This window comes from Arthrobacter luteolus NBRC 107841 (assembly GCF_001552075.1).
GTDB classification, from domain to species: Bacteria; Actinomycetota; Actinomycetes; order Actinomycetales; family Micrococcaceae; genus Arthrobacter_B; species Arthrobacter_B luteolus.
Map to the genome: position 1 here is coordinate 208,338 of NZ_BCQM01000003.1, position 23,269 is coordinate 231,606.

Consider the following 23,269-nt stretch of genomic DNA (forward strand, 5'->3'; position numbering starts at 1 on the left):
GTTACGCCACGTCCTTGAATTCGTCGACGTGGTCCTTATAGATCAGGACCTTCTCGTTGGTGATGCCGGCGATGCCGACGGAGGCCGCGCCCCAGATGCTTTGGCCTTCGAAAAGGACGACGATGGGCGTTCCTGGCAGGTCTTCCCATTTGTCGACACCCACGGCCTCAAGGACTCGCATGATGTGGTCGAGGCCGTAGGCCGTGCCGAAGCGTCCGAGGTGATTGTCCTCCTCGGCTCGCCTCGGGGTGTCGAGAGTCATTCCGCCGACACCGACGCCGCCGCCCTTCCATTCGACGTGCAGCATCCCGGTCATGACGCCGTGGTGTTCTGTGCCCAGGCTGGTGCTCTTGATGGTTCCGATCTGTCCGCCGTAGGTCTTGCCGTCGTGCTTGATAGTGATGGTCATGTTGCTCATTACGCGTCCTTCGCTGCGGACGCGGCGGAGGCGATGGCATCCAGTATCTCGGGCGCCGCACCGGCGTCAGCCGCCGCCGTCCAGAGGGCACGCAGGGCGGTAACGTCGCCGGCGGCGAGGTCAATCTCAGCGAGCCAGTCACGTTCCGACGGGAGTTCACCGGTCTCCTGATCCACGACGTCGTCCTGAGGCTTTGCCTCTGGTTCGGGTTCAGGTGCCGGCGGGTCGGTCACGACGTCGGGAACCGCCGGGACAGGGGGCTGCCGCCGCTTCACCGTGCGCTTCTGCTTCTCAACCGCGGGGGCGGCCGGCGCCGGGGAACTGATGGTCTCGCCCATGTCCTCCAGCTCGACGTCCTCGACGGAGTACGCGGCCACGCCGGTCAGCACATCCGGGGCGATGGTGCGGCAAGCCTCTGCCTGGGCCTTGGCCGTCAGCATGGCGATCGGGTCGGTGTTGTACTTCTTGTTGCTGAGATAACCGGCCTGCCGGGCGCGCTCGATGGTCCAGGTGAACTCCTGCCACTCCTGCTGGCCCTTCCGGCGGCCGAGGATGGTCACAGTCTCCGGGGTGGCGGCGGTGCGCCGGACGTCGTGGCCTGCAGACAGCACGAGTGCCACCATGGTCCGGGCGTACATGGCCGGGCGGCCCTGCACCACGAAGATGTTGGACAGCGAGTTCATCGGGTCCAGGCCGAGTGACTTGCCGGCCAGGATGGCGGCTGCCGCGGCGTCAGGCTTGCCGCGGAAGGGCGCCGGCACAAACTCGGTACCGCAGAGCGCGGTGCCGAGACGGTGAGCGGCGTCCAGCTCCTGCGCCCACTCCAGCAGGGACACGGTGGTGGCGGTCAGGTTCAGCGCCGGGGCGCCAGCGGCGGACGGAACGGCAAGAGCATTTGCCTGGGGGAGTGTAGCGAGTTCGGTCATGACTGGGTTCCCTTCGGGAATCGGATATTGATGTCGGCTTGCATGGTGGTCAGGGCTTCGATGAGCAGCTGGACCGCTGGCGGGTTGAGGAATACCTCGTGATAGGTGGTCGTTCCTTCACACCGCATCCACGTATTCACGGCGATCTGGTCATCCTCGTAGTAGAGGGCGACCCCCCTTTCGCGTTCGTGATCGACGAACTCGAAAGGAGCACTCAAGCTGCTGCGCTCATTTCGGTGTTCGGGGTGGTGAGCGGTTCGCCGATGATGGCGTCCCGCTCCTTGGTGGTCTTGTGAGTGAAGGCCGCAGCCAGGAACAGCTGGTAGTGGCGTTCGATCGCTTCCTGGTCCGGAGCCAGGGTGTAGAGGCTGGTGCCGAGCGGCGCGGCAGCGTACCGGGCGTTCGCACCGTCCCGATCCGTTGGGGTTACGTGGGCGACGTACGTGGCATGGACTTCAGGCATGGGCTGTTCGTGCCCGTCCGCGTCGACGTAGAACTCGGCCTTGGAGTACGCGCCGGTCTGCAGCGCGGTCTCCCCGTAGACGCCCTTCGATGTCTTGATGTCGATCTGCACGAGCTTCCCGCCAGCGAGGAACGGGGACGTGGCCAGGAGGTCGAAGGTGCCGGCCCACCAGTCCTTCCGGTTCCCGCACGGACGCTCCATCAGCACCGGGGTGATCTGGAAGTCGTCCAGGAACTGGACGTACCCCTCCACGAACCCGAGCAGATCCTCCGGCACATCAGGTGCTTCGCCGGTGCGGTGCAGTTCCTCCGCCTGGGCGTGCACCGCGGTGCCACGAATGCCGGCGGCGTCGCGCTCCTTCGTCGGCAGCTCTTTCAGCTCCCGAACAGCGGTTACCGGGTCGCCGGCGAGCAGCTCCTCGAGGCGCTCGCGGTTAGCAGGGTCCGTCACCCACTCGGCGACGACCTTCGGCGCCCAGCGAACCAGCGCCGGCTTCGGCACACCGCCGCCGAGCAGCGTGGTCACACCGGTGACGGGCAGGAACTTGTTGCCAGCGGTGATCGGGCCGGGCTTCTCGGACATCTTGTACCGGTGGCCGTTGTGGGTGAACACCAGACCAGCAGGGACCGGGGCGAGGCGCGGCTTCGGGCCGGGGAGTTCGTTGTTCATCAGTTCCACCAATCTGTCTTGGGTTCCGGCGTGTAGAAGAACCCGCCCTTGTTGTTGTGCACGCCGCAGAACGCGCCGTCCTTCTCTGCCTGTTCGGTGATGACCCTGCAGTCGCACCGGTATGGGTCTGGGCTCATGCTGCGACCGCGCCGTCTTCGATGGTGATGCCGAAGTCGCCGGTTTCGTCGACCATCTCGATCCACACCTGGTAGTCGGTGGCCACGGCCATTTCCTCGATGAGCTGCAGGTTCGTCGAGTCGAGCAGGGAGCCGTCAGCGATGCGAATGACCCGGAGCCCGGGGTTCAGCGCGATGGCCATGGCCAGGGAGACGCGGAGCTGCTCGGCGCCGGAGGCCTGCTTGAACGGGACGCCCTGGTAGGTGACGCCGTCCTCGTCGAAACCGAGGCCCTCGACGGGGAAGGTTGCGGCGGCGAGCCCGTCAGCTTTCCGCTTGTCGATGGAGTCCAGCTGCGCGGTCAGGAACTCCGCATCGCCCTGCAGGCTCGCAAGCCGCTCGGCCAGTTCGCGGTGCGCTTTCGCGGCCCGGACGCCGGCGTTGATCTGCTCAGCGTTGTCGATCTGCGACTGGATCGCCTCGAGGTCGATCGGGGCGGGGAGGAGCGAGACTTCCTTATCGATCTCTGCCAGCTTCGCCTCAGCCTCTTGGAGTTCCTGACGGAGGATGTCCACTCGCTCGGCATGATAGGCGGCTTGCCTACGCATGTTGGAAGCGCGAGTGTTGGTGTCCTGGGCTTCCCGGTATTGGGTGAGCAGCGCGGATACGCTGACCTCTTCCTCGGGCACGTCGGTGGGGAGGGTGTAGCCGGCGGCCTGGCCCTGCAGCTCCTTGATCCTCCGGTTCACGTCTGTACGCTCAGCGAAGACCTTCGCCCGGTCAGCTTCCAGCTTCGCCGGATCGAACGGCAGCTCCACCAGATCGTGGAGCGTCTTGAGCTGCTCCTTCTCGGAGAGCTGGGTGAATGCCAACGGGTCCAGCGACAGACGGCCCAGCAGCTCGTCGAGCTTCGCCTGCCCCTTCGAGAAGGTCGAACCGTCCTTGCCTTTGACGGTCAGCTTCGACGTCGTGCCGGAGAACGTGCGGGTGACGATCAGGTCCTCCGTCTCCAGAACGATCTGCGCTTTGTTCTCGCCGTCGCGGATGGGCCGGGGGAGTGCCTTTGTGCTGGTGCCGCCCAGCGCTGCGGTGATCGCGTCGAGGACGCTGGTCTTGCCCTGCCCGTTGCGGCCGGCGATCACGACCAGGTTCCCGTCCGGGTTGATCTCCACAGCGCGGAGACGTTTAAAGTTGCTGGCTTCCAGCTTCACGATCTTGCTCATCAGGATTCTTCTTTCTTGAGGTGGTTGAGTTTCATGTGCTTGCCCCGGATGCCGCAGTGCGCGAGCCAGGCGGTGACGGCTCCGGCTAGGTAGACGGAGTCTGGAAAGTCGAGGAGGTCGAGGAAGGCGTCCATCAGGGCGCCGAAGCAAAGTGGGCTTCGGCAGCTGCGTCGAGGGCGGCTTCCGCCTGGGAGATCCCGACGCCGCCCAGCAGGTCCAGCCATGACGGTTCCGGATTGGTATCCAAGGGGACGTGCTTCTCCCACCACGTACGGAACCATGCGCGGATCATGCTGCGGCTGCCATCTGCACCGTGCGCTGCTCACCGAAGCGTTGAATCGGACCCGCAGGGAAACCGGCTGCGTCCAGAGCGCCGTTCACTGCCGCGTTCAGGTCCGCGTCGTAGGTGTCGCGCCGATCGTGCGGCTGGTCTCCCCAGTAAACGTCCATGAGATTCTCGAATGCTTGGAGGACATCCAGCAGATAGTCCCGGAAGTCACGGGTGTTACCGCCGCCGATCTTCCAAGCGAGGCTCTCCGCGAAGTACTCCAAGCGGCCGGTGTTATCCACCCCGTGGTTGTGGTGGTACGTCCCGGTGAGCTGGCGAACAACAATGTCCACCTCAGCCCTCGGGAGCTGTTCGGTATGCTGGGTGATGGTCATCGGTACTCCTTCAGTGGCGGTGACTTGAGGTCTCGGGTCGCACCCCGGGGCCTCTCTTCGTTTGGTGGGTCAGGAAGCGAGTGGCAGGTTCTCGGCGTATGTTTCGAGGTCGGACGCCCGGTAGTAGATGCGTCCTCTGTGCTTCACCCAGGGAGGTCCCTGCTGGAGGCAGCGCCAGTTGCGGAGCGTCTTCTCGGTCAGGCCGAACATCTTGGCCACCTCGGTGGTGGTCAGCAGCGGTCCTGCCATCAGGCGGCCGCCTTCCGGTATGACTGATTCGGCAGACCGCGCCAGAAAGCCCGCATGCTGCCGTTGCTGCTTGGGCGGCGTGATTTTCGGTGTTCCACGTAACTGATGAGGCCGGCGTTGGCTGCCGCTTGGAACAGCGGCCCCCAGTTGTTGGGGTGTGGCGGTGGCCGGAGTCCGTGCTTGGACTCCAGTGCGTAGGCGTCGAACACTTCGCCTGATTCGGCTACGCGGGTCAACACTTCCCAGGCATCGGTTCGCCAAGTGGTGTCTTCAAGGACTGCGGGTGAGCTCATGAGTCTTCCTCCGGTTCGGTGAGGGGCAGTTGCAGGGCCCGCTCCAGTTCGAGGAGCCCGTTGTGCAGGTCATCGGTGCTGGCCTGCCCGTAGCGCGTTTCTTCAATGAGGTTCCTGAGGTTCTGAGTCAGGGCCCCAGCAGTCCTGACGGCCATCAGGCTGCCTGGGCCTGCGATTTCGCCCGGCGATTGATGGGATGTCTACTAGCAGGCGATATTTCGGGGTCGAAAAGGGCACGGATGGGCACTTCAAGAGCCTCCGCGATGCGCTCTGCAACCTCCGGTGTGCAACTGCGCTTGCGGCCCGCCGTCAGGTGGTTGATGAAGCTCGGCGCGACCTGGGCCCTTTCCGCCAGCAGTCGCTGGCTGATCTTCCGGCTATCCACCCGGTCCGCCCGCCCAGAGTTGATGAGGTCCATGTCGTCCCTCGTTAGTACGTATGCCCGGAGTCGATCCTGACTGATTCGCATATAGGTTCCTTTCGGCCAGACTGTGCGCTTCCGGCGCATCATGATCACGGTCATTTAGCTCCCCTTCATTCTCTAGTGGTAGGCGGCTACCTGTCAACTACTGATAGACAGACTATCGCCTACCGGTAGGCGGGGTGTCAAGCCCAGAATCCGAAGAATCCCTAGAAGATACAAAAGAGTCCGTCTACTGCTGGTCGAATTGGTAGGCGCTATGGGTAACATTGGGCGAGAAACAACGGTAGGCATGTTCGCCAAAACACGTATTGACGTGCGTCAAGCAGTAAGGGAAGTTTCAAACCATGACGAAAAACAGTCCTGAAGGAGGCCTTCCGGAGTTGATCCTGAATCACAAAGGGACCCGCTCCTTCGACGACCTCAGCCGCGCATGCGGAGGAAGTCCGAGCGGCAAACGACTGCATCAAATGGTCAGCAAGCCAATGCGGAGCTTCCCGGATCCGGACACCATCAAGGGACTTGCGAGAGGACTCAATGTCTCCCAGATGGATGTTCTCCTCGCCGCGGCTCGATCCTTGGGGCTCCGAGTGTCGGACTCAGACACCTCGGTCCTCGTCCTCCAGGAGGCCGGCACGTTGCCACCGGATCGCCAGGAACTCATCATCTCCGTCGCACGGGCCCTGATCGAGGGCAATGAGGCGATGAACAGCGGTGCAGAAGCGGACCACCCCATGGACGCAGACCTCACCCAAGACATGCACGACCTCGCGGCGCATAAAGGTGACAAAAAAATCGGCCCTTACGACCTACCCGAATAGGACAACCCCATGCGAGAAGCGTTTCCCGAGAGGGGAATCCAGAACCTCATCATCCGGCACAAGCGCGACCGCAGCTACGAACGAATGGCTGCAGTTACCAACCATGCACTGAGCAGCAAGCGCATCCAGCAGCTGGCCACCCAGCCCATGCGGAACTTTCCCGACCCCGGGACGATCGCCAACCTGGCTCAGATCCTCAGCACAACCAGCAACGAGGTGCTGCTGGCCTGCGCGGTATCTCTGGGGCTGGATGTCCGCACCGGTGACACACACGACCTCGTGTTGCCCGGGGCAGGGACACTCCCAGAATCGTCGCAGGACCTGCTGCTCAGCATGTCAGCGGAGATGCAGGAACTCCATGAGCTGACCAACGCGCAGGACCAGGGAGTCAAGCTCTGAACGTCACACCCAGCACCTACCGTTAGTTGCCATGAAGTTAGAGAGTATTGCGGCTGACTTGGGGGTCAGCCTCCGGGAGGGACCTTTGCCTCCCGGTTGGTGGGGAGCCTATGACCATAGGATCCACACCATCACCCTCCTTCCCAACCTGCCGCCCATTCAATACCGCCACGCCTTTGCGCACGAGCTGGGGCACGCGTTTTACCGGCACCCTACGAGCACCCCACGCAACGAATGGGAAGCATCGGCCTGGGCCGCCAAGCAGCTCATCACCTTCGAGGCACTATTGGAAGCCACACTGGGCGCCGACACAGTGACCGGAGTGGCAGCCATCCTGCAAGTCATGCCGATCGACGTCGAAACGTACACGCAGTGTATGAGCGAATACCAAACGCAAAAAGTCATGGAAACACTCACGAGCGTCAAATCCTGTTAGGAGCGGAGCATGGGGCGTCCGGTAATGCCCATTGGCGGGCACGGAAACATCAGTGCGACGAAGCTGGAAGACGGGCAGTGGCAGGCGCTGGCACGGTTCCGGGACCGTGATGGCGTTACCCGCCGGGTCAAAGCCACGGGCCGCAACAAGACGAGGGCAATTCGTGCGCTGGAGGACAAGCTGGAGCGCCGCGCCCGGCTCGGCGGCCAGGACCTGACAGCGGATTCCAAAATCAAAGATCTGGCCGAAGCATGGTTCGCCACGGTCGACAAATCCCCAGGCACCCGCGACACCTATAGAGGACTGCTGAATAGCCACATCCTGCCAAGGCTGGGCGAGAACCGGTTGTGGGAAGTAACAACCGGCCGGGTCGAGCAATTCATTGCCGCTGTAGCCGAACCATCAACCCTCGACATCGTTGCGAAGAACGGCCGGCCGATGACCGTAAAGAGCGGCGGCCCGACCGCGGCCCGCATGTCCCGCACCGTCCTCGGTTTGATGTTCCGGCTAGCCGTCCGCCACGACGCAGTCGCCTCCAATCCGGTCAGGGAATCGGTTCCACCCAAAACCGCGAGAGCGGATATTCGGGCGCTCACAGTCGAGGAATTCGGGCGGCTACGGGCGAACGTCCTTGAATGGCAGGACTCCGGGGTGATGGGCCCCCGCAAGTCCAAGGACCTCATCGACAAGGTCGACCTCTTCATAGCGACAGGTCTTCGACCAGGAGAGCTACTGGGTCTCCTTTGGAGCGACGTCGACTTCACCTCGAACCCGGCGACCATCGAAGTCACCGGGACCATCAAGCGGACAAGCGAGAAGGGGCTGCATCGGCAGGCGTATCCCAAGACGGAGCATGGCAAGCGGATCCTGGGCCTGCCGGCATTCGCGGTGACAATGCTGAGGCGAAGGAAGCTCGCCCAGGATCCCGACAATCCATTGGGATTGATCTTCCCCTCGGCTGCAGGCAGCGTGCTGGATCCCGGCAACTTCCGGCGGCAGTGGGTAGATGCCCGCGGAGAGGAATTCGAGTGGGTGAAGCCAGGCGGGTTCCGAAAGGCCGTGGCCACCCTCATCGAGCGGGACGCTGGTTCGATGGTCGCCTCGCAGCAGCTGGGACATTCTTCCGACGGCCCTACGCGCCGGCACTACATCGAACGGAACCGCTTGGCACCGGACACGACACGCATCCTGGAGCGGTTCGCTGGAGGGGACGGTTAGGGGACGGAAACTCCCGGAAAGGGACGTTTACGGGACGGAAACGCCGGGACACTGATCGGACACCAGCGGGACACTTGGCCAGCCGATCCCGCTGGCTGAGCGGCGCGGGGGATCTCGGCGGGACATGCGCGGGACGCGGACCATTTAACGGTGTGTTGTCGGTTCGAGTCCGACCTGGGGTACCTGAATTCCCGGTTGACGGGCCGTCCGGCGCCAGCCGGGCGCTATCCGATGCGCTGAGATGCAGCGCCGAGATATCTCGTTAAGGGTTAACGTTTCCAGCCGCACATAATGACCCCTCAGCAAGCACATACCTACGCACGATGTATCATTCGCGCCACAGGTGTGATGAGTGTTACAAGGCTGTAACCGGAACCCCTTATCTTCGTCACATTATTCAACTAGCTTTTCTTCCACCAGGAACACCTGGTGACAGCATCAAAGGCACCCGCCTTTCGATCGGGGAGAAAAGTACATGACTGCACTTCGCAATACCGGGCCGCTTGGCCTCGGGGATGGGTATGGCCGCGCCGCAAAAATCGCAGCACTGGGCATGGGTATTGCCCTGTTCGCATCGGCCTGTGCCAGCGGCGGCGACTCCGGAACGGAGTCCTCACCGTCTGAAGAATCTTCGTCATCGACTGCCAGCTCTGTACTGAGTTGCCCGCCCAGCCAGGGCGGCACCGGCGAGGACCCCGGAGAAAAGGGCGACCCCGCAGCCGTTCCGGCCTCCACCGGCACCACAGACGCTCCGCTGAAGCTCGGCACCCTGCTGCCGACCACCGGCGCTCTGGCCTTCCTCGGCCCGCCGGAAATCGCCGGCGTGGACCTGGCGGTCCAGGAAGTCAATGCCTCCGGCGGTGTGCTGGGCAAGCCGGTTGAGGTTGTCCACCGAGATTCCGGTGACACCACCACGGACATCGCCACCCAGTCCGTAACGGACCTGCTCGGCCAGGACGTCAGTGCCGTTATCGGTGCTGCTTCTTCGGGTGTTTCCAAGACGGTCATCAACCAGATCACCGGCGCCGGCGTCATCCAGTTCTCCCCGGCCAACACCTCGCCTGACTTCACCGACTGGGACGACAACGGCCTGTACTGGCGCACCGCACCCTCCGACGTTCTCCAGGGCCGCACCCTGGGCAACTACATCATGGAGTGCGGCGCCCAGACCGTCGGCATGATCGTCCTCAACGACGCCTACGGAACCGGCCTGCAGTCCAACATCAAGAGCTCCGTCGAGGCCGCGGGCGGCCAGGTTGTCTCCGAGGCAATGTTCAACGAAGGCGATTCCCAGTTCAGCAGCCAGGTTGATGCCGTGACCGGCGCCAACCCGGACGCGATCGTGGTCATCAGCTTCGACCAGGCAAAGAGCATCGCGCCCCTGCTGACCGGAAAGGGCGTGGACCCGTCGCAGATCTTCTTCGTGGACGGCAACACCTCCGATTACAGTGCAGACCTTGAAGCAGGCACGCTCGAAGGAGCCCAGGGCACCATTCCTGGCCCGTTCGCCTCGGAAAACTTCAAGAACGCCCTGCTGGAAATTGATCCGGCGCTCAAGGACTGGGCCTATGCAGGTGAGAGCTACGACGCCGTGACCCTGCTGGCGCTGGCCGCTGAAGCTGCCGGCAGCACCGACGGGCAGGCGATGGCCGCAGAGCTCCAGGGCGTATCGCAGGACGGCGAGAAGTGCTTCGACTACGCCAGCTGCGTCACGATCCTCCGCGGCGGCGGGGATATCGACTACGACGGCTACTCCGGGCCGGTGAGCTTCGATGAGAACGGCGACCCGACCGAGGCCTTCATTGGCATCTACCAGTTCGACGCCGACAACAAGCCGGTGCCGAGCCGCTCGGAAGTGGGCAAGCTCTAAGCGCCGCGCACCAGGGCTGACCCGGTTCACGGGCTCACCCGCACCAAAGGAAGGGCTCCCGCCACGGCGGGAGCCCTTCCTTTGCGATGGTGTGACTCGTGCTGGCCGGAAGGCGGGTCAGGCGGTATCGGCCAGTGTGCCGAGGTAGAGCTGGATGACCTTGGGATCCTTCATCAGTTCCCGGCCGGTGCCGGTGTAGGCATCCTTGCCCTGGTCCAGGACATAGGCCCGGTCGCAGATCTGCAGACAGCGGCGGGCATTCTGTTCCACCATGATCACCGAAACACCGGCCCGGTTGATCTCGTGGACCCGCAGGAAGGTTTCGTCCTGCTTCACGGGGGAGAGGCCGGCGGAGGGCTCATCGAGGAGAAGCACGGCCGGTTCCATCATCAGCGCGCGCCCCATGGCAACCATCTGCCGTTCGCCTCCGGAGAGTGAACCTGCCCGCTGGCTCCGGCGTTTCTTCAGCTCGGGAAACAGTTCCGCCACGAACTCGAAACGGTCCTTGAAGTTCTTCGGCTGCTGGTAAAGGCCCATCTGCAGGTTCTCTTCGATGGTCAGCGAGGCAAAGACGTTATTGTTCTGCGGGACAAAACCGACGCCCCGGGTCACCAGTTTGTTCGCCTTCAGGCCGGTCAGGTCCTGGCCGCGCACCATCACCGTGCCTGAATGCACCTTGACCAGGCCGAACATCGCCTTCAGAAGTGTGGACTTGCCGGCCCCGTTGGGCCCGATGATGCCGATAAGTTCACCCCTGCGGGCTTCGATCGAACAGCCGTTCAGGATATTGACGCCGGGAATGTAGCCGGCCACCAGATCAGTAACCTTGACGACGGAATCGCCCTCGAAGTTCTCTGCGCTCATGCCAGGTCCTTACGTTCGTGGATGGTGGGACTGGACAGGTCATCGTCGGGCCGGATGTCCGATTCGGGGTCCCTTTCCAGCACGGCCTCGAGTTTCTCGAAGCCTTCGGAATCACCCAGATCGACGTCGTGATGGGCGCCCAGATAGGCATCGATCACAGCCTGGTCCTTCATGACCTCACCGGGCGGGCCCTCGGCCACGACCTTGCCTTCGGCCATCACAATCACCCAGTCGGCAATATGGCGGACCATATGCATGTCGTGTTCCACAAACAGGACCGTCATGCCTTCGGCCTTCAGGTTCTTGATGTGGTCCAGCAGCGACTGGGTCAGGGCAGGATTCACTCCGGCCATTGGCTCGTCGAGCATCACCAGCCTGGGATTGACCATCAGCGCACGCGCCATCTCCAGCAGCTTGCGCTGCCCGCCGGAGAGCGACGCCGCGTACTCGGTGCGTTTGGTGTCCAGCTTGAACTTTGCCAGCAGGCGGTCCGCCTGTTCGGTGATTTCGTCCTCGCGGCCCTTCCACAGCGGGCGGAACAGCGCCCGGCGCAGCGCCTCGCCGGGCTGCTTGTTCGCACCCAGCCGCATGTTCTCCAGAACGGTCAGCTTCCCCATCACTTTTGTCAGCTGAAAGGTCCGCACCATGCCCAGGCGCGCCACCCGGTAGGCAGAGACGCCAGCCAGATCCCGGTCCTCGAACTTCCACTCTCCGGACTGCGGGGTATCAAACCCGGTCAGAAGGTTGAAGAGCGTGGTTTTGCCGGCACCGTTGGGCCCAATCAGCGCCGTGATCTTATGCCGCGGGATTTCCACGTGCTCGACGTTGACGGCGTGGATGCCGCCGTAGGTGCGGGTCACGTTCGAGGCCACCAGGATAGGGTCGCGCTTGCGGCAGCCAGGCACCGCGGCGCCGGTGGAGATTGGGCGCTCATCGATCATGTACTGGTTCTCGGCCCAGCTTTCCTCCGGGCCGGAGTCTGCCGGTTCCGCCGCCGGTTCCGCTGATGGTGCCTCCGCGGCAGGAACGACGGCGTGGGCGCCGTCGCGGCGTTTCGGCTGGGGGCTTTGTGCTTCATGGCTCATGCGAATGACAGCTCCTTCTTATTGCCCAGCACGCCCTGCGGCCGGAAGATCATCAGCAGCATCAGCGCCACACCTACAAGGATGTAACGAAGCTGGCCGGCCTGGGTAGTGGTCAGGAAAGTGATGAACCCGGACTCGATGGCGCCGTAGAGCAGTCCCTGGGTAAGGGAGAGTACTGCCCAGAAAATCATGGCGCCGATCACCGGCCCGAGGACCGTGGACATACCGCCCAGGAGCAGGGCCGTATAGAGGAAGAACGTGAGTTCAGTGCCGTAGTTGGCCGGCTGGACGGCTCCGCGGGGGAGGGTGAAGATGATGCCCGCAAGTGAGCCGAGCAGGCCGCCGATGATCAGCGCCTGCATTTTGTAGGCGTACACGTTCTTACCGAGCGAGCGCACCGCGTTCTCGTCCTCGCGGATGCCCTTGACCACGCGGCCCCAGGGGCTGCGGACCAGGAGCCAGACCACCAGGCAGGCCAGTGCGACGACGCCCCAGGCCACGACCCGGATCCAGAGGTCCCGCTCGTTGAGGCTGAACGGCCCCAGCGTGTAGACGCCCGGTGGGAACGGGTTCAGTGCATAGAACCCGCCTTCGAAGGACGCCAGGCCGTTGGCGGAGCCGGTGACTTCCGTCAGCCCGTTCGTGGTGACAATGTAACGGACGATTTCCGCGGCGGCGATGGTGACGATTGCCAGGTAGTCCGCCCGCAGCCGCAGGGTCGGCAGGCCCAGGATCACCGCGAACGCCACAGAGGCCAGCATGGCAATCAGCAGTGCCACCGGCAGCGGTGCATTGAAGCTCAGGGTGGGAATGGCGAAGCCGTAGGCTCCGATGGCCATAAAGCCGGCCTGCCCGAAGTTCAGCAGCCCGGTGTAGCCGAAGTGCACCGCGAGGCCCAGCGCGGCCAGCGCGTAAGCCGCCGTGGTGGGAGTGAAGAATTCGTTGACTGCACCCAGCAGTATGTTTCCGAAGTCCATGTCGAAGCCCCTAACCTATGCGCTCACGGCGGCCGAGGATGCCCTGCGGCCGGACCAGGAGGACGAGAATCATGATGAGCAGCGCGCCGACGTACTTCAGGTCCGCCTCGAGCCAGAGCGTGGAGATCTCCACGAAGAGTCCCACGATGATGGAACCGATCAGGGCGCCGAAGACTGTGCCGAGCCCGCCAAGCGTCACGGAGGCAAAGATCAGCAGCAGGATCTGCTGCCCCATGTTGAAGGAGACCCCTGGGCGGTAGTAGGCCCAGAGAATGCCGCCCAGGGCAGCCAGCGCACCGCCGGCCATCCAGACGATCCGGATCACCCGGTCGACGTCGATGCCCGACGCTGCAGCCAGCGGCGGGTTGTCAGCGACCGCCCGCGTGGCCTTGCCGATCCGGGTGCGCAGCAGCAGGGCTGCAACCACTAGGATGACGGCCAGGGAGACGCACAGGGACACCAGGTTGTTCCGTGAGATCGAGACGGGACCGAGTTCGAGCATCGGACTCTGGGAATCGGGCAGCTGCTGGGTCGCTCCGCCGAAGAAGAAGAGGATCGTATAGCGCAGGGCCAGTGCCAGTCCGATGCTGACGATCATCATCGGGACCAGGCCGGTGCCGCGCATCCGCAGCGGTTTCCACAACCCGGCGTCCTGCACGTAGCCCAGACCCGCACCGCCGGCCACCGCAAGTATCAGCGCCAGCCACAGCGGCAGGCCGGCGGCGGAGAAAGCGAAGGCCAGCACAGCACCGAACGTGACCATTTCTCCGTGCGCGAAGTTGGTCAGTCCGGTGGTCCCAAAGATGAGCGAGAGCCCGACGGCGCTGAGCGCGAGCAGGAGCCCGAAACTGAGTCCGGCGACGGCCCGCTCGATGAGTTTGGTCCCGAAGCTGTCTCCCTGGAGGACGATGCCCTCGCCGAGGAGGAAAAGGGTGGTGATGTTGGAGGTGCCGGCGAACGTCACCGTACGGGGGTTTTCCTGCCCTTCGGCGAGTCCGAGGCCCTCGGGGAGGGTGGACTCATCGAGTTCCACTTCGTAGGCTCCCTGTTCCGGGACGCCGATGGACCAGGAACCGTTTTCAGCCGTCTGCGTCTGCGCTTCATAGCCGTTGGCGCTCGCCTTGATCGTGACCCCGGAGACCGGAGAGCCCGCGTTCCGCAGGACACCGCTGATGCGGTCCTGGTATTCGGCCCCGTCCGTGACGGTGCCGCCGGGGCTTTCGGATTCTCCGGCGCCTGTCTCAGATGCGGGGCTTTCTGATGCCGAGGGTGGAGCTGTCGTTGCATGCACGGCAGGGGCGGCGAGCAGGAGACCGGCAAATATGCCGGCCACCGCCGCGAGCGTCCCTATATACCGGGCGAGTGCCGATATTCGTCCCAAAGTGAATAACCTCCGCCGGGGTATTAGTGCGCCGGTTTTCGGCGCACTTTTTGTGTGACCAATGTGATGTGCGTCACGGGTGTGGATCATGCTACCCGGCAGATGTTTCAGTGGGGTGACCGGACAAGTGAGCTTTTGTCGCGATCGTGTAACGACTCCGCTGGGGTGCTTCATTATGGAAGCCGGAGGCCGGATGCGGGTCCAATGGTGCCAAACCGTTATCAACCGATTCTGTCCCTGCGGAATCTTCCGGCGCCGCCGCACGTTCTGGTTGATAGGCTCATTTACAACCAAGCCCCCCAAGATGGAGGACATTTTCATGGCACAAGGCGGTAACCCGGTTTTCAACGGAAAGAATTTCCGTTCCCAGACCCGTGGCGGAGCAGCCACAGTACCGGCCAGTGGACCGTTTGCAGGGCAGGACCCCATGAGCCCGCAGCAGCTGCAGGACATGTATGCCGCACCCTCGGCCGGACCCGCCCAGACCGGCCGGATGACCTATGACGACGTCATCATGAAGACGCTGGGCTGCCTGGCCGTGGTCCTCCTCGGGGCTGCCATTCCGGTGTTCGTACTGCCCGGCGCGGCCGGCCTGCTGATGATCGTCGGCGCCCTGGGCGGTTTCGCCCTCGGCCTGGTCAACTCCTTCAAGCGGGAACCGGTTCCGGCCCTCATCCTGGCGTATGCCCTCCTCGAAGGTATGTTCCTCGGTGCACTGACCCAGGTCCTCGACGCCATGTACCCGGGCATCGGGCTGCAGGCCGTACTGGGCACCCTCGCCGTCTTCGCCGTGACCCTGGTGCTGTTCAAGAGCGGCAAGGTCCGCGCCACGCCGAAGGCCATGCGCTTCTTTATGATCGCGATGATCGGCTACCTGGTGTTCTCGCTCATGAACATGGGCCTGATGATCTTCGGTGTTGTGGATGACCCGTGGGGCGTGCGCGGCGTGGAGATCGCCGGAATCCCGCTGGGCGTCATCATCGGCCTGCTGGCCGTGGGCCTGGCTGCCTTCTCGCTGATCATGGACTTCACCTCGATCGAGCAGGGCGTCAAAGCCGGCGCCCCGCAGCGCTACTCCTGGACCGCTGCCTTTGGCCTGACGGTCACCCTGGTCTGGCTCTACGTGGAAATCATCCGCATCCTCGCGATCCTGCGCGGAAGCGAATAGCCTTCAGCCTCCGGGCATCATCCGCGGGACCGCAGCTGCCAAGCTGCGGTCCCGCGGCTCTTTAACCGGCAATACGCTTCTGCCGAGCAGCGGTCAACCGTACTATCAGGGCCACTGATCTAGGGGGAAAAGTGACCGAGGAACATACCGGGCACGCTGCGGCGTTCCAGGAGCTGCTGCTGGGTGCGGAAGAACTGGAGGCATTCCTGGCCGGGGTGGCGGGGCTGGCCGCCGCACACCTGGGCGCAGACGGGGTCCGGGGCTGTTCCCTGGTCATCGAGCGGGCACGCCGTGCCAGGGCCGCAGCGGACAGCGACGAACGTTCCGCCCGCATGGCTGCCGCGGCCTTCGGCAACGGCGGACCAGGACTCGCGGCACTGGCCGAGAACCAGTCCGTGGCGGTCACGGACGCCTGGTCTGAAACCCGTTGGCACGGATTCCCGGGAACGGCGGCCGCCGACGGAATGCGTTCCATGGCCGCTGTTCCGCTGGCCCTGGAGGGAACCGCCCGGGGCGCCCTGTGCGCCTACTCTCCGCGCCCGCATCTCTTTGCACCCCAGATGCTCCGGACCGTCGAGAAGGTCGCAGGAGAAGCCTCCCGGACCCTGCGGCTGGCACTGCGGATCGACGCGCACCTCCATCGCGCGCGCAACCTTCAGGCCGCCTTGGAATCCCGGACCGTGGTGGACCTTGCGGTCGGCATCATCATGGGACAGAACGGCTGCAGCCAGCAGGCCGCCGTCGAGATCCTGCGCAGTGTTTCCAACACCCGGAACGTGAAGATCCGCAGTGTCGCGGCCGGTGTGGTGGCTGCCGTGAGCGAACGGGTCAGTACGCACTTTGACGAGTAGCCTCCGGCCAGCCGCCAGGAGCGTCCCGGGACTAGGCTGGGGCCATGACAACCGTGAACAACAAGCTCCAGCCCGCCACCGGCGAACAGTTCCGGCTCACCCAGGGCAGTTCCGCCGCCGTCGTGGCCTCCCTGGCCGGAGCCCTGCGCAGCTACACGGTCGGCGGGACGCAGCTGGTGGAAACCTACGCTGATGACGCAGTTCCGCCGTCAGCGGCCGGAATCCTGCTGGCGCCCTGGCCCAACCGCGTTGCGGGCGGGCGCTGGGAACTTGAGGGGCAGCGGCAGCAGCTTGATATCACCGATCCGGCCCACGGCAATGCGATCCATGGCCTGCTGCGGAACACCGGCTACGCCGCGGTGGAGGCATCGGCCAGCAGTGTCCGGCTGACTGCGGTGATTTATCCGCAGCACGGGTATCCGTTCCACCTGGAACACGGAGTCCGCTACAGCCTCGACGCGGACGGAGGGCTGAGGGTCAGGCAGTCGGTCACCAACCTCTCCGGCGCCCGGGCGCCGTTCGCCCTCGGCGCGCATCCCTTCCTCCGGCTCGGGGAGGTCCCCACCGAGGAACTGACGCTCCAGGTCGACGCCGCCACGACCCTCATCACAAACGAGGCGATGATACCCACCGGGCATGTACCCGTGAGCGGCATCCGCGATCTGCGCCTGCCCAGGAAGGTCGGGCCGCTTGCGCTCGACGCTGCCTACACCGGTCTGGCCGAACGCGGCGGCAAGCACCGGCACACACTCTCCGCGGATGACGGCCGCTCGGTCGAGCTGTGGTCGGACACCGCCTTCGGGTACGTCCATGTGTTCGTCACGGACAAGTTCCCGGGGCGTTCCTGCGCCGTCGCGCTGGAACCCATGACCGCCCCGGCCAACGCGCTGAATTCCGGTGCCGGGCTGCGGTGGCTGGAGCCCGGAGGCACCTTCAGTGCCGAGTGGGGAATCCGGGCGGACCTGTAAAAGTCCCGAAGGCGTAAAGGTCAGGGATTGCCCACCCAAATATGGAAAGATGACCCCATGAGACCCCATGCCCGACGGGTAGCCGCGCCCAAAGCCGTCCAGGCCGCAGCGGTGCGCTCCAGCCGTGCCGGTGACGATGTTCCGTATGCCCTGCGGGTCAGTGCCTCATGGGCCTGGCGGCTCGGCGTCGTCCTGGTTGTCAGCGGCGGACTGATCTGGATCCTCAGCCACTTCTCCCTGCTGATCATTCCGCTGATGGTCGCGGCCCTGCTGGCCGGACTGCTGTCGCCGATCAGTTCCTGGCTGCGCCGTAACAAGGTGCCGTCCGGCCTGGCGGTGGCAGTGACAATCGTCTCCTTCCTGGGGCTGATCGTCGCAGCCCTCACCCTGGTGGGCAGGCAGCTCGCCCTGGGGTTCCGGGATCTCTGGGACGAAGTGCTCACCGGGTTCGACCAGATCCAGGAATGGCTGGCTGCCGGGCCCCTGCGGGTCACCTCAACCCAGATAGACAGCCTGCTGGGCGAGGCCACCTCGGCGCTGCAGCAGAACTCCGCCAGCATCCTCTCCGGCGCACTCAGCGTTGGGAGCAGCGCCGGGCACTTCGCCGCAGGCGTCCTGCTCACTCTGTTCGCGCTCGTGTTCTTCCTGCTCGACGGACGCCGGATCTGGCGGTTCCTGGCCGGCATCATGCCGCGCCGGGCCCGTGCGGCCGCCTATGGCGCCGGCATCCGCGGCTGGGAATCCATGACCACCTATGTCCGGGTGCAGCTGCTGGTCGCGTTCATCGACGCAGTGGGGATCGGCGCCGGCGCCGCGATTATCGGTGTGCCGCTGGCCCTGCCGCTGTCCGTGCTGGTTTTCCTGGGCTCGTTCATCCCGCTCATCGGTGCCTTCGTGTCAGGTTCGATCGCCGTCCTGCTGGCGCTGGTCGCCAACGGCTGGCTCAATGCCGTGATCATGCTGGGAATCGTGCTGCTGGTCCAGCAAATCGAATCGCACATCCTGCAGCCGCTGATCATGGGACGGGCGGTGTCCCTGCACCCGCTGGCAGTGATCCTGGCAGTCACCGGAGGAACGCTCGTCGCCGGGATCGCCGGTGCGCTTTTCGCGGTTCCCGTGATGGCCATCCTCAACTCTTTCGTCCGGTATATCGCCGGCCGCCGCTGGGAACAGGACCCGCTGCTGGCCGGGGACAGCAGTTTCGGACCGCCGGGATCGCCACCGCCGGATCCCGACCGGGAGGACGAGGCGGATGACTTTGAAGCAGCAGCTCCGACCGGCAGAACCACCGCAGCCGACCACACCACAGCAAACGAAGAAGAGAACCGACGTTGAACGACTTTCCCCAGCTGCCCGTAACCCTCGACGACATCCAGGCGGCAGCCAAGCTGCTGGACGGCGTCATTGCCCACACACCGATCGAACAGTCCCGGGCGCTGGGCAGGATCACCGGATCCGACGTCTTCCTCAAGTGTGAGAACCTCCAGCGCGCAGGATCCTTCAAAGTCCGCGGAGCCTACGTACGGATGGCCAAGCTGAGCGAGGAGCAGAAGGCCAGGGGCGTAGTCGCGGCCTCCGCGGGAAACCATGCGCAGGGTGTGGCCGTGGCTGCGGCCCGGCTGGGGATCAAGGCCCGGATTTTCATGCCGCTGGGCGTCGCCCTGCCGAAGCTGGCTGCTACCCAGGGCCACGGCGCCGAAGTGGTGCTTCACGGCCACAACGTCGATGAGGCCCTGGCGGAAGCCCAGCGCTACGCGGACGAGACCGGAGCCGTTTTTGTGCATCCGTTCGACAACGTGGACATCGTGGCGGGGCAGGGAACGCTCGGACTGGAACTGCTGGAGCAGATCCCCAACCTTGACACCGTGCTGATGGGCGTCGGCGGGGGAGGGCTGCTGGCCGGCGTGGCGGTCGCCATTAAGGCGCGGGCCAAGGAGCTGGGCCGGGAGGTCCGGATCATCGGTGTCCAGGCGGAGAACGCAGCAGCCTACCCGCCGTCGCTGGCAGCCGACGCCCTGGTGCCGCTGAGCAAGGTCTCGACCATCGCCGACGGCATTGCCGTGGGGCGGCCGGGCCAGCTGCCGTTCTCCATCATCCGTGAACTGGTGGACGACGTCGTCACTGTCAGCGAAGACGCGCTGGCACGGGCACTGATCTTCCTGCTGGAACGCGCCAAGCTCGTCGTCGAGCCGGCCGGGGCAGTTGGCGTGGCCGCCATCATGGAAGGCAAAATCGAGAACCCGGGGAACACTGCAGTGATCCTCTCGGGCGGAAACGTGGATCCGATGCTTATGCTGAAGGTGATCCAGCGCGGCCTCGCGGCTGCCGGACGGTACCTCGTGGTACGGATCCTGCTGGATGACCGTCCCGGTTCGCTGGCCACGATTTCGCGCATCATCGCCGAATCCGATGCCAACGTCACCGGCGTGGACCACACGAGGGTTGGAGGATCGATCAGCATGGGAGACGTCGCCATCACCATCAACATGGAAACCAAGGGCCACGAGCACGGTGAAAAGGTGCTGCAGAACCTGCGGGCCGAAGGTTTCCACCCCGTCGTGCTGCACGGCTAGCCGATGCTGGCCCAGCGAGCAAAGAGCGCGCTGTTTCTTTCCGCCTGCCTCACGGCGGGAATCTGGCTGGTGTATTTCCTCACCCTGCCCTTCCAGGCCACCCTGCTGCCTGCCCTGGGGATCCTTCCCCGGCAGCTGGAGGGGCTGGACGGCATACTGTTCGCGCCGCTGCTGCATGCCGGAACCGGGCATCTGCTGAGCAACAGCCTGCCCCTGCTGGCGTTCGCCTTCCTGGTGCTCCTGGAAGGCGTGCGGAGGTTTGCGGCGGTCGCCGCGATCTGCTGGCTCGTGTCCGGGACCGGTGTCTGGCTTCTGGGCGGAGGACTCACCATCGGAATTTCCGGTGTGGTGTTTGGACTGTTCGCCTACCTGATGGTGCGGGGCTTCTATAACCGGGATCTGCTGCAGATCCTTATCGGGGGAGTCCTGTTCCTGGTCTACGGGTCGCTGCTGTGGGGGATCCTGCCGACGGCGGTGGGGGTTTCGTGGCAGGCGCACCTCTTTGGCGCCGCGGGAGGCGTTATCGCAGCGCTGGTGCTGCGCAGCCGTGGCGATACCGACCGGTTCCGGACGCAGAAACGGGCCCGCCAATAGGCGGACCCGCTGCGAACCGCCGGTGGCGGAAAACTACCCGGCGTAAGGCTTGGCCGAAACAATCTCGACTGAAATGCTCTTGCCGTTGGGGGCGGTGTAGTGCGTGGTGTCTCCGGTCTTCAGACCCGAGATCGCGGCACCCAGCGGCGACTTCTCGCTGTACACGTCAATGTCGCTGTCGCCGGCGATTTCGCGGCTGCCGAGCAGGAAACGCTCCAGGTCCCCGGCGATCTTGGCTTCGACCAGCATGCCCGGCTCCACCACGCCGTCGTCAGCCGGAGCCTCGCCGACCTGCGCGTCGCGAAGAAGCTGTGTCAGCTGGCGGATACGGGCCTCAGCCTTGCCCTGCTCCTCCTTGGCAGCGTGGTAGCCGCCATTCTCCTTCAAGTCGCCTTCGGACCGTGCCTGTTCAATACGTGCAACAATTTCGGTCCGGCCGGGGCCCGAAAGGTGGTCCAGTTCCGCCTTCAGGCGGTCGTAAGACTCCTGCGTGAGCCAGGCGACAGATGCGCTGTTGGTAGACACGGGTCTCTCCTTATATGACATCCGAATCCTCGGAACAGATTCGGCTTGGCTGAAAATTGCTGTGCGGCCGGGGTGGCCTGACAAGCAAATACCCCGCCGGACGGTGACCGGTTGCTCTGGCTGGTATTCCGGCAGTCACCTGGGCGGGGCGTTACGTAGCCTCCATACTAGTCAGCCGGACGGACAAACCCAAGACATCCGCACGGGGTTTCGCTTTCCGGCTAATTGTGCCCGGAGGCTAGAGCTGTGCGTCCTCGACCAGCCAGCAGGCGTTCACTCCGCCGGTGACACCGAGCGAATCGGTGCGCAGGCTGATGCGCTGGGATACGGTCTCTGTCTCCGCCGGGCCGATTCGGACCGTTTTCCAGCCGACCACCGCATAGCTGTCATTGAGCACCTGGACGGCACACTCAACCGTGGCATCTGAGGGCTTGGTGACGTTGAAGTCCACCACCGCGGTGGAGGCGTCGGGAATCGAGAAGCCAACATCCTTGGGTGTGATGGAGCCGGATCCGGAAGGCACCGCCATCAAAGCGACGACGACGACGGCCGCCAGTCCGGCGACGGAGGCCAGGACCGCTTTGGTGCGCCGGCCGAGGCCGGGCTTGGGGGTGCCGTAGCGATTGGCTAACCTTGGGGTGGATGACAATCCGTCCGCGGGGCGCTCTGGAACTGGCAGACCGGCAGAACCTTCCTCAGTGCTCACCACTTCATTTTACCGAACATTCTTGTCGGCGTTTTCCGCCGACCGTCAGGAGTACCGCGTTGTCCACCGAACCGAGCTTTGCACCCGACGGCGAACTGCGCCTGCTGGCTGTCCACGCCCACCCCGACGACGAGGCCAGCAAGGGTGCCGCCACGATGGCGTCCTACGCCGCTTCCGGCGTGAAGGTCATGGTGGCCACGTGCACCGGAGGTGAACGCGGTGACGTGCTGAACCCCGCAGCGGCGGACGAGCCGGCTGCCAAGCGCGACCTGGCCGGACTCCGGCGCAGCGAAATGGCTGCCTCACAGGCAGCGCTGGGCATCGAGCACCGCTGGCTCGGCTTTATGGACTCCGGCTTGCCCGAAGGCGATCCCCTGCCGGAACTGCCGGCGGGCTGCTTCGCGCTCCGTCCGCTGCAGACCGCAGCGGCTCCGCTGGTGAAGCTGGTGCGTGAGTTCCGTCCGCACGTCATCATCAGCTACGACGAAAACGGCGGTTATCCGCACCCCGACCACATCATGGCCCACCGGGTCGCCGTCGAGGCCTTCCACAAAGCCGGTGATCCGGCGGCGTACCCGGGCACCGGGGCAGCCTGGGAGCCGCTGAAGCTCTACTACGACCGCGGCTTCAACCCGGAACGCTTCCGCGCCCTGCACGAGGCGCTGACCCGGGCCGGGCTGGAATCCCCGTACGCGGAACGCCTGGCAGCCTGGCTGGAGGCAGAGCCGGAGGGACACCAGCCGCCGCCGCCCCTGCACCCGACCACCACCCAGGTCGAATGCGGGAAGTTCTTCCCGGCACGCGACGCCGCCCTGAAAGCGCACCGTACCCAGGTCGACCCGGAAGGATTCTTCTTCGCCGTCAGCACCGACCTGCAGCGCGAGGTGTGGCCGTGGGAAGACTATTCACTGATCGAATCCCGCGTCCCGGCCTCCGTGCCTGAAACCGACCTCTTCGCTGGCATACGATAGAGGGTAGATACGGCGTCCGTGCGCCGGCTTCTGCCAAGAGAGAGATACTTCGTGAACCTGCTGTACAGCGTGTACCTGACGGTCAACCCTGCCCCGATCGAGGGCGACCTCAAGCCGGGTCTGGAAGAAGGGGACATCACCCCGGGCCTCCTGGGCTTCCTCGCAACCCTGTTCCTTGCCCTGTGCGTGGTGTTCCTGATCCGCGACATGGTCAAGCGGATCCGCCGCGTGCGCTACCGGGCCCAGGCCGCTGAAGCCCAGCAGGCAGCTGCTGTGGACGGGGACCAGGAAACTCCTGCCGGTGGGATTGCCGGCGAGGATCAGGAGGTGGCTGCAGCAGTGTCTTTGGACACCGGTGACGCAGTGTCCCTGGAGGCCGGCGAGGCTGCCGGGAAGCGTCCGGGAACGGACGGATAGTCCG

31 protein-coding genes are annotated in these 23,269 nt (G+C 64.6%); 13 read left to right on the top strand and 18 right to left on the bottom strand.

Annotated elements, in window-relative coordinates:
* Position 1: 1 nt before the first annotated feature.
* The 12 genes from AL3_RS07800 to AL3_RS07840 all read right to left on the bottom strand — a co-directional run bounded on the left by AL3_RS07800 (position 2) and on the right by AL3_RS07840 (position 5,543).
* The gene (locus AL3_RS07800) at positions 2-418 is read right to left on the bottom strand and encodes a hypothetical protein (RefSeq protein ID WP_066298926.1); all 417 of its coding nucleotides are present in this window, start codon (positions 416-418) and stop codon (positions 2-4) included.
* On the bottom strand, positions 418-1,344 hold the full coding sequence (locus AL3_RS07805; protein ID WP_066298929.1) for a hypothetical protein: 927 nt from the start codon (positions 1,342-1,344) through the stop codon (positions 418-420). The genes AL3_RS07800 and AL3_RS07805 overlap by 1 nt, the downstream gene beginning before the upstream one ends.
* A complete protein-coding gene (locus AL3_RS07810; RefSeq protein ID WP_066298932.1) occupies positions 1,341-1,562 on the bottom strand; it encodes a hypothetical protein in 222 nt (73 codons plus the stop codon). The genes AL3_RS07805 and AL3_RS07810 overlap by 4 nt, the downstream gene beginning before the upstream one ends.
* Entirely contained in the window at positions 1,559-2,476 is a 918-nt protein-coding gene (locus tag AL3_RS07815; protein WP_151724022.1) for a hypothetical protein, read from the bottom strand. The genes AL3_RS07810 and AL3_RS07815 overlap by 4 nt, the downstream gene beginning before the upstream one ends.
* Positions 2,476-2,613 (bottom strand): hypothetical protein, encoded by a 138-nt coding sequence (locus AL3_RS18390; RefSeq protein WP_157075255.1) that lies wholly within the window; start codon positions 2,611-2,613, stop codon positions 2,476-2,478. The genes AL3_RS07815 and AL3_RS18390 overlap by 1 nt, the downstream gene beginning before the upstream one ends.
* On the bottom strand, positions 2,610-3,815 hold the full coding sequence (locus AL3_RS07820; RefSeq protein ID WP_066298937.1) for an ATP-binding protein: 1,206 nt from the start codon (positions 3,813-3,815) through the stop codon (positions 2,610-2,612). The genes AL3_RS18390 and AL3_RS07820 overlap by 4 nt, the downstream gene beginning before the upstream one ends.
* Positions 3,816-3,948: 133 nt before the next feature.
* The gene (locus AL3_RS18395; RefSeq protein ID WP_157075256.1) at positions 3,949-4,107 is read right to left on the bottom strand and encodes a hypothetical protein; all 159 of its coding nucleotides are present in this window, start codon (positions 4,105-4,107) and stop codon (positions 3,949-3,951) included.
* Positions 4,104-4,478, bottom strand: a complete 375-nt coding sequence (locus tag AL3_RS07825) for a hypothetical protein (RefSeq protein ID WP_066298939.1) — start codon at positions 4,476-4,478, stop codon at positions 4,104-4,106. Before AL3_RS07825 ends, AL3_RS18395 begins: the two co-directional genes overlap by 4 nt.
* A 69-nt stretch (positions 4,479-4,547) precedes the next feature.
* Positions 4,548-4,727, bottom strand: coding sequence for a helix-turn-helix domain-containing protein (locus AL3_RS07830; protein ID WP_066298941.1), 180 nt, complete (start codon positions 4,725-4,727; stop codon positions 4,548-4,550).
* Complete coding sequence (locus AL3_RS07835) at positions 4,727-5,020, bottom strand: hypothetical protein (protein WP_066298945.1); 294 nt, start codon at positions 5,018-5,020, stop codon at positions 4,727-4,729. The genes AL3_RS07830 and AL3_RS07835 overlap by 1 nt, the downstream gene beginning before the upstream one ends.
* On the bottom strand, positions 5,017-5,175 hold the full coding sequence (locus AL3_RS18400; protein ID WP_157075257.1) for a hypothetical protein: 159 nt from the start codon (positions 5,173-5,175) through the stop codon (positions 5,017-5,019). Before AL3_RS18400 ends, AL3_RS07835 begins: the two co-directional genes overlap by 4 nt.
* Positions 5,175-5,543, bottom strand: coding sequence for a helix-turn-helix domain-containing protein (locus tag AL3_RS07840; RefSeq protein ID WP_066298946.1), 369 nt, complete (start codon positions 5,541-5,543; stop codon positions 5,175-5,177). The genes AL3_RS18400 and AL3_RS07840 overlap by 1 nt, the downstream gene beginning before the upstream one ends.
* A gap of 245 nt (positions 5,544-5,788) precedes the next feature.
* Between AL3_RS07840 and AL3_RS07845 the strand changes: the two genes are divergently transcribed.
* From AL3_RS07845 to AL3_RS07865, 5 genes are all read left to right on the top strand, one after another.
* Positions 5,789-6,262 carry a hypothetical protein gene (locus tag AL3_RS07845; RefSeq protein ID WP_151724023.1) on the top strand — a complete coding sequence of 158 codons (474 nt, stop codon included), beginning with the start codon at positions 5,789-5,791 and terminating at the stop codon, positions 6,260-6,262.
* A gap of 9 nt (positions 6,263-6,271) precedes the next feature.
* Entirely contained in the window at positions 6,272-6,661 is a 390-nt protein-coding gene (locus tag AL3_RS07850) for a hypothetical protein (protein ID WP_066298951.1), read from the top strand.
* Between the two features lie 31 nt (positions 6,662-6,692).
* Complete coding sequence (locus tag AL3_RS07855) at positions 6,693-7,097, top strand: ImmA/IrrE family metallo-endopeptidase (RefSeq protein ID WP_066298952.1); 405 nt, start codon at positions 6,693-6,695, stop codon at positions 7,095-7,097.
* Positions 7,098-7,106: 9 nt separating this feature from the next.
* A complete protein-coding gene (locus AL3_RS07860; protein ID WP_066298955.1) occupies positions 7,107-8,315 on the top strand; it encodes a tyrosine-type recombinase/integrase in 1,209 nt (402 codons plus the stop codon).
* Positions 8,316-8,790: 475 nt separating this feature from the next.
* Positions 8,791-10,185 carry an ABC transporter substrate-binding protein gene (locus tag AL3_RS07865; RefSeq protein WP_066298958.1) on the top strand — a complete coding sequence of 465 codons (1,395 nt, stop codon included), beginning with the start codon at positions 8,791-8,793 and terminating at the stop codon, positions 10,183-10,185.
* 117 nt (positions 10,186-10,302) lie between these two features.
* On the opposite strand, the gene AL3_RS07870 is transcribed toward AL3_RS07865, so the two are convergent.
* From AL3_RS07870 to AL3_RS07885, 4 genes are all read right to left on the bottom strand, one after another.
* Positions 10,303-11,049, bottom strand: coding sequence for an ABC transporter ATP-binding protein (locus AL3_RS07870; RefSeq protein ID WP_066298960.1), 747 nt, complete (start codon positions 11,047-11,049; stop codon positions 10,303-10,305).
* Positions 11,046-11,990 (bottom strand): ABC transporter ATP-binding protein, encoded by a 945-nt coding sequence (locus AL3_RS07875; RefSeq protein WP_066299406.1) that lies wholly within the window; start codon positions 11,988-11,990, stop codon positions 11,046-11,048. The genes AL3_RS07870 and AL3_RS07875 overlap by 4 nt, the downstream gene beginning before the upstream one ends.
* Positions 11,991-12,130: 140 nt before the next feature.
* Positions 12,131-13,111, bottom strand: coding sequence for a branched-chain amino acid ABC transporter permease (locus AL3_RS07880; RefSeq protein ID WP_066298962.1), 981 nt, complete (start codon positions 13,109-13,111; stop codon positions 12,131-12,133).
* Between the two features lie 10 nt (positions 13,112-13,121).
* Positions 13,122-14,483 carry a branched-chain amino acid ABC transporter permease gene (locus AL3_RS07885; protein WP_246168679.1) on the bottom strand — a complete coding sequence of 454 codons (1,362 nt, stop codon included), beginning with the start codon at positions 14,481-14,483 and terminating at the stop codon, positions 13,122-13,124.
* A 328-nt stretch (positions 14,484-14,811) separates the two neighbouring features.
* Between AL3_RS07885 and AL3_RS07890 the strand changes: the two genes are divergently transcribed.
* The 6 genes from AL3_RS07890 to AL3_RS07915 all read left to right on the top strand — a co-directional run bounded on the left by AL3_RS07890 (position 14,812) and on the right by AL3_RS07915 (position 20,646).
* Entirely contained in the window at positions 14,812-15,660 is an 849-nt protein-coding gene (locus tag AL3_RS07890; RefSeq protein WP_066299415.1) for a Bax inhibitor-1/YccA family protein, read from the top strand.
* Between the two features lie 131 nt (positions 15,661-15,791).
* Positions 15,792-16,511 carry a GAF and ANTAR domain-containing protein gene (locus tag AL3_RS07895; protein WP_066298964.1) on the top strand — a complete coding sequence of 240 codons (720 nt, stop codon included), beginning with the start codon at positions 15,792-15,794 and terminating at the stop codon, positions 16,509-16,511.
* Between the two features lie 44 nt (positions 16,512-16,555).
* Positions 16,556-17,479, top strand: coding sequence for an aldose 1-epimerase family protein (locus AL3_RS07900; RefSeq protein ID WP_066298966.1), 924 nt, complete (start codon positions 16,556-16,558; stop codon positions 17,477-17,479).
* Positions 17,480-17,536: 57 nt separating this feature from the next.
* Positions 17,537-18,814: an AI-2E family transporter gene (locus tag AL3_RS07905; protein ID WP_066298968.1), complete on the top strand. Its 1,278-nt coding sequence runs from the start codon at positions 17,537-17,539 to the stop codon at positions 18,812-18,814.
* A complete protein-coding gene (gene ilvA / locus AL3_RS07910; protein WP_066298969.1) occupies positions 18,811-20,052 on the top strand; it encodes a threonine ammonia-lyase in 1,242 nt (413 codons plus the stop codon). The genes AL3_RS07905 and ilvA overlap by 4 nt, the downstream gene beginning before the upstream one ends.
* Positions 20,053-20,055: 3 nt before the next feature.
* Positions 20,056-20,646, top strand: coding sequence for a rhomboid family intramembrane serine protease (locus AL3_RS07915; protein WP_066298970.1), 591 nt, complete (start codon positions 20,056-20,058; stop codon positions 20,644-20,646).
* Between the two features lie 33 nt (positions 20,647-20,679).
* On the opposite strand, the gene greA is transcribed toward AL3_RS07915, so the two are convergent.
* Together greA and AL3_RS07925 are read right to left on the bottom strand one after the other, a co-directional pair.
* A complete protein-coding gene (gene greA / locus AL3_RS07920; RefSeq protein ID WP_246168667.1) occupies positions 20,680-21,171 on the bottom strand; it encodes a transcription elongation factor GreA in 492 nt (163 codons plus the stop codon).
* 238 nt (positions 21,172-21,409) lie between these two features.
* Positions 21,410-21,820 carry a DUF4307 domain-containing protein gene (locus AL3_RS07925; RefSeq protein ID WP_083521559.1) on the bottom strand — a complete coding sequence of 137 codons (411 nt, stop codon included), beginning with the start codon at positions 21,818-21,820 and terminating at the stop codon, positions 21,410-21,412.
* Positions 21,821-21,936: 116 nt separating this feature from the next.
* Here AL3_RS07925 and mca point away from each other — a divergent pair, with 116 nt between their 5' ends.
* Both mca and AL3_RS07935 read left to right on the top strand, forming a co-directional pair.
* Complete coding sequence (mca, locus tag AL3_RS07930; protein ID WP_066298973.1) at positions 21,937-22,848, top strand: mycothiol conjugate amidase Mca; 912 nt, start codon at positions 21,937-21,939, stop codon at positions 22,846-22,848.
* 51 nt (positions 22,849-22,899) lie between these two features.
* Entirely contained in the window at positions 22,900-23,265 is a 366-nt protein-coding gene (locus AL3_RS07935) for a hypothetical protein (protein ID WP_151724024.1), read from the top strand.
* The last annotated feature ends 4 nt before the right edge of the window (positions 23,266-23,269 follow it).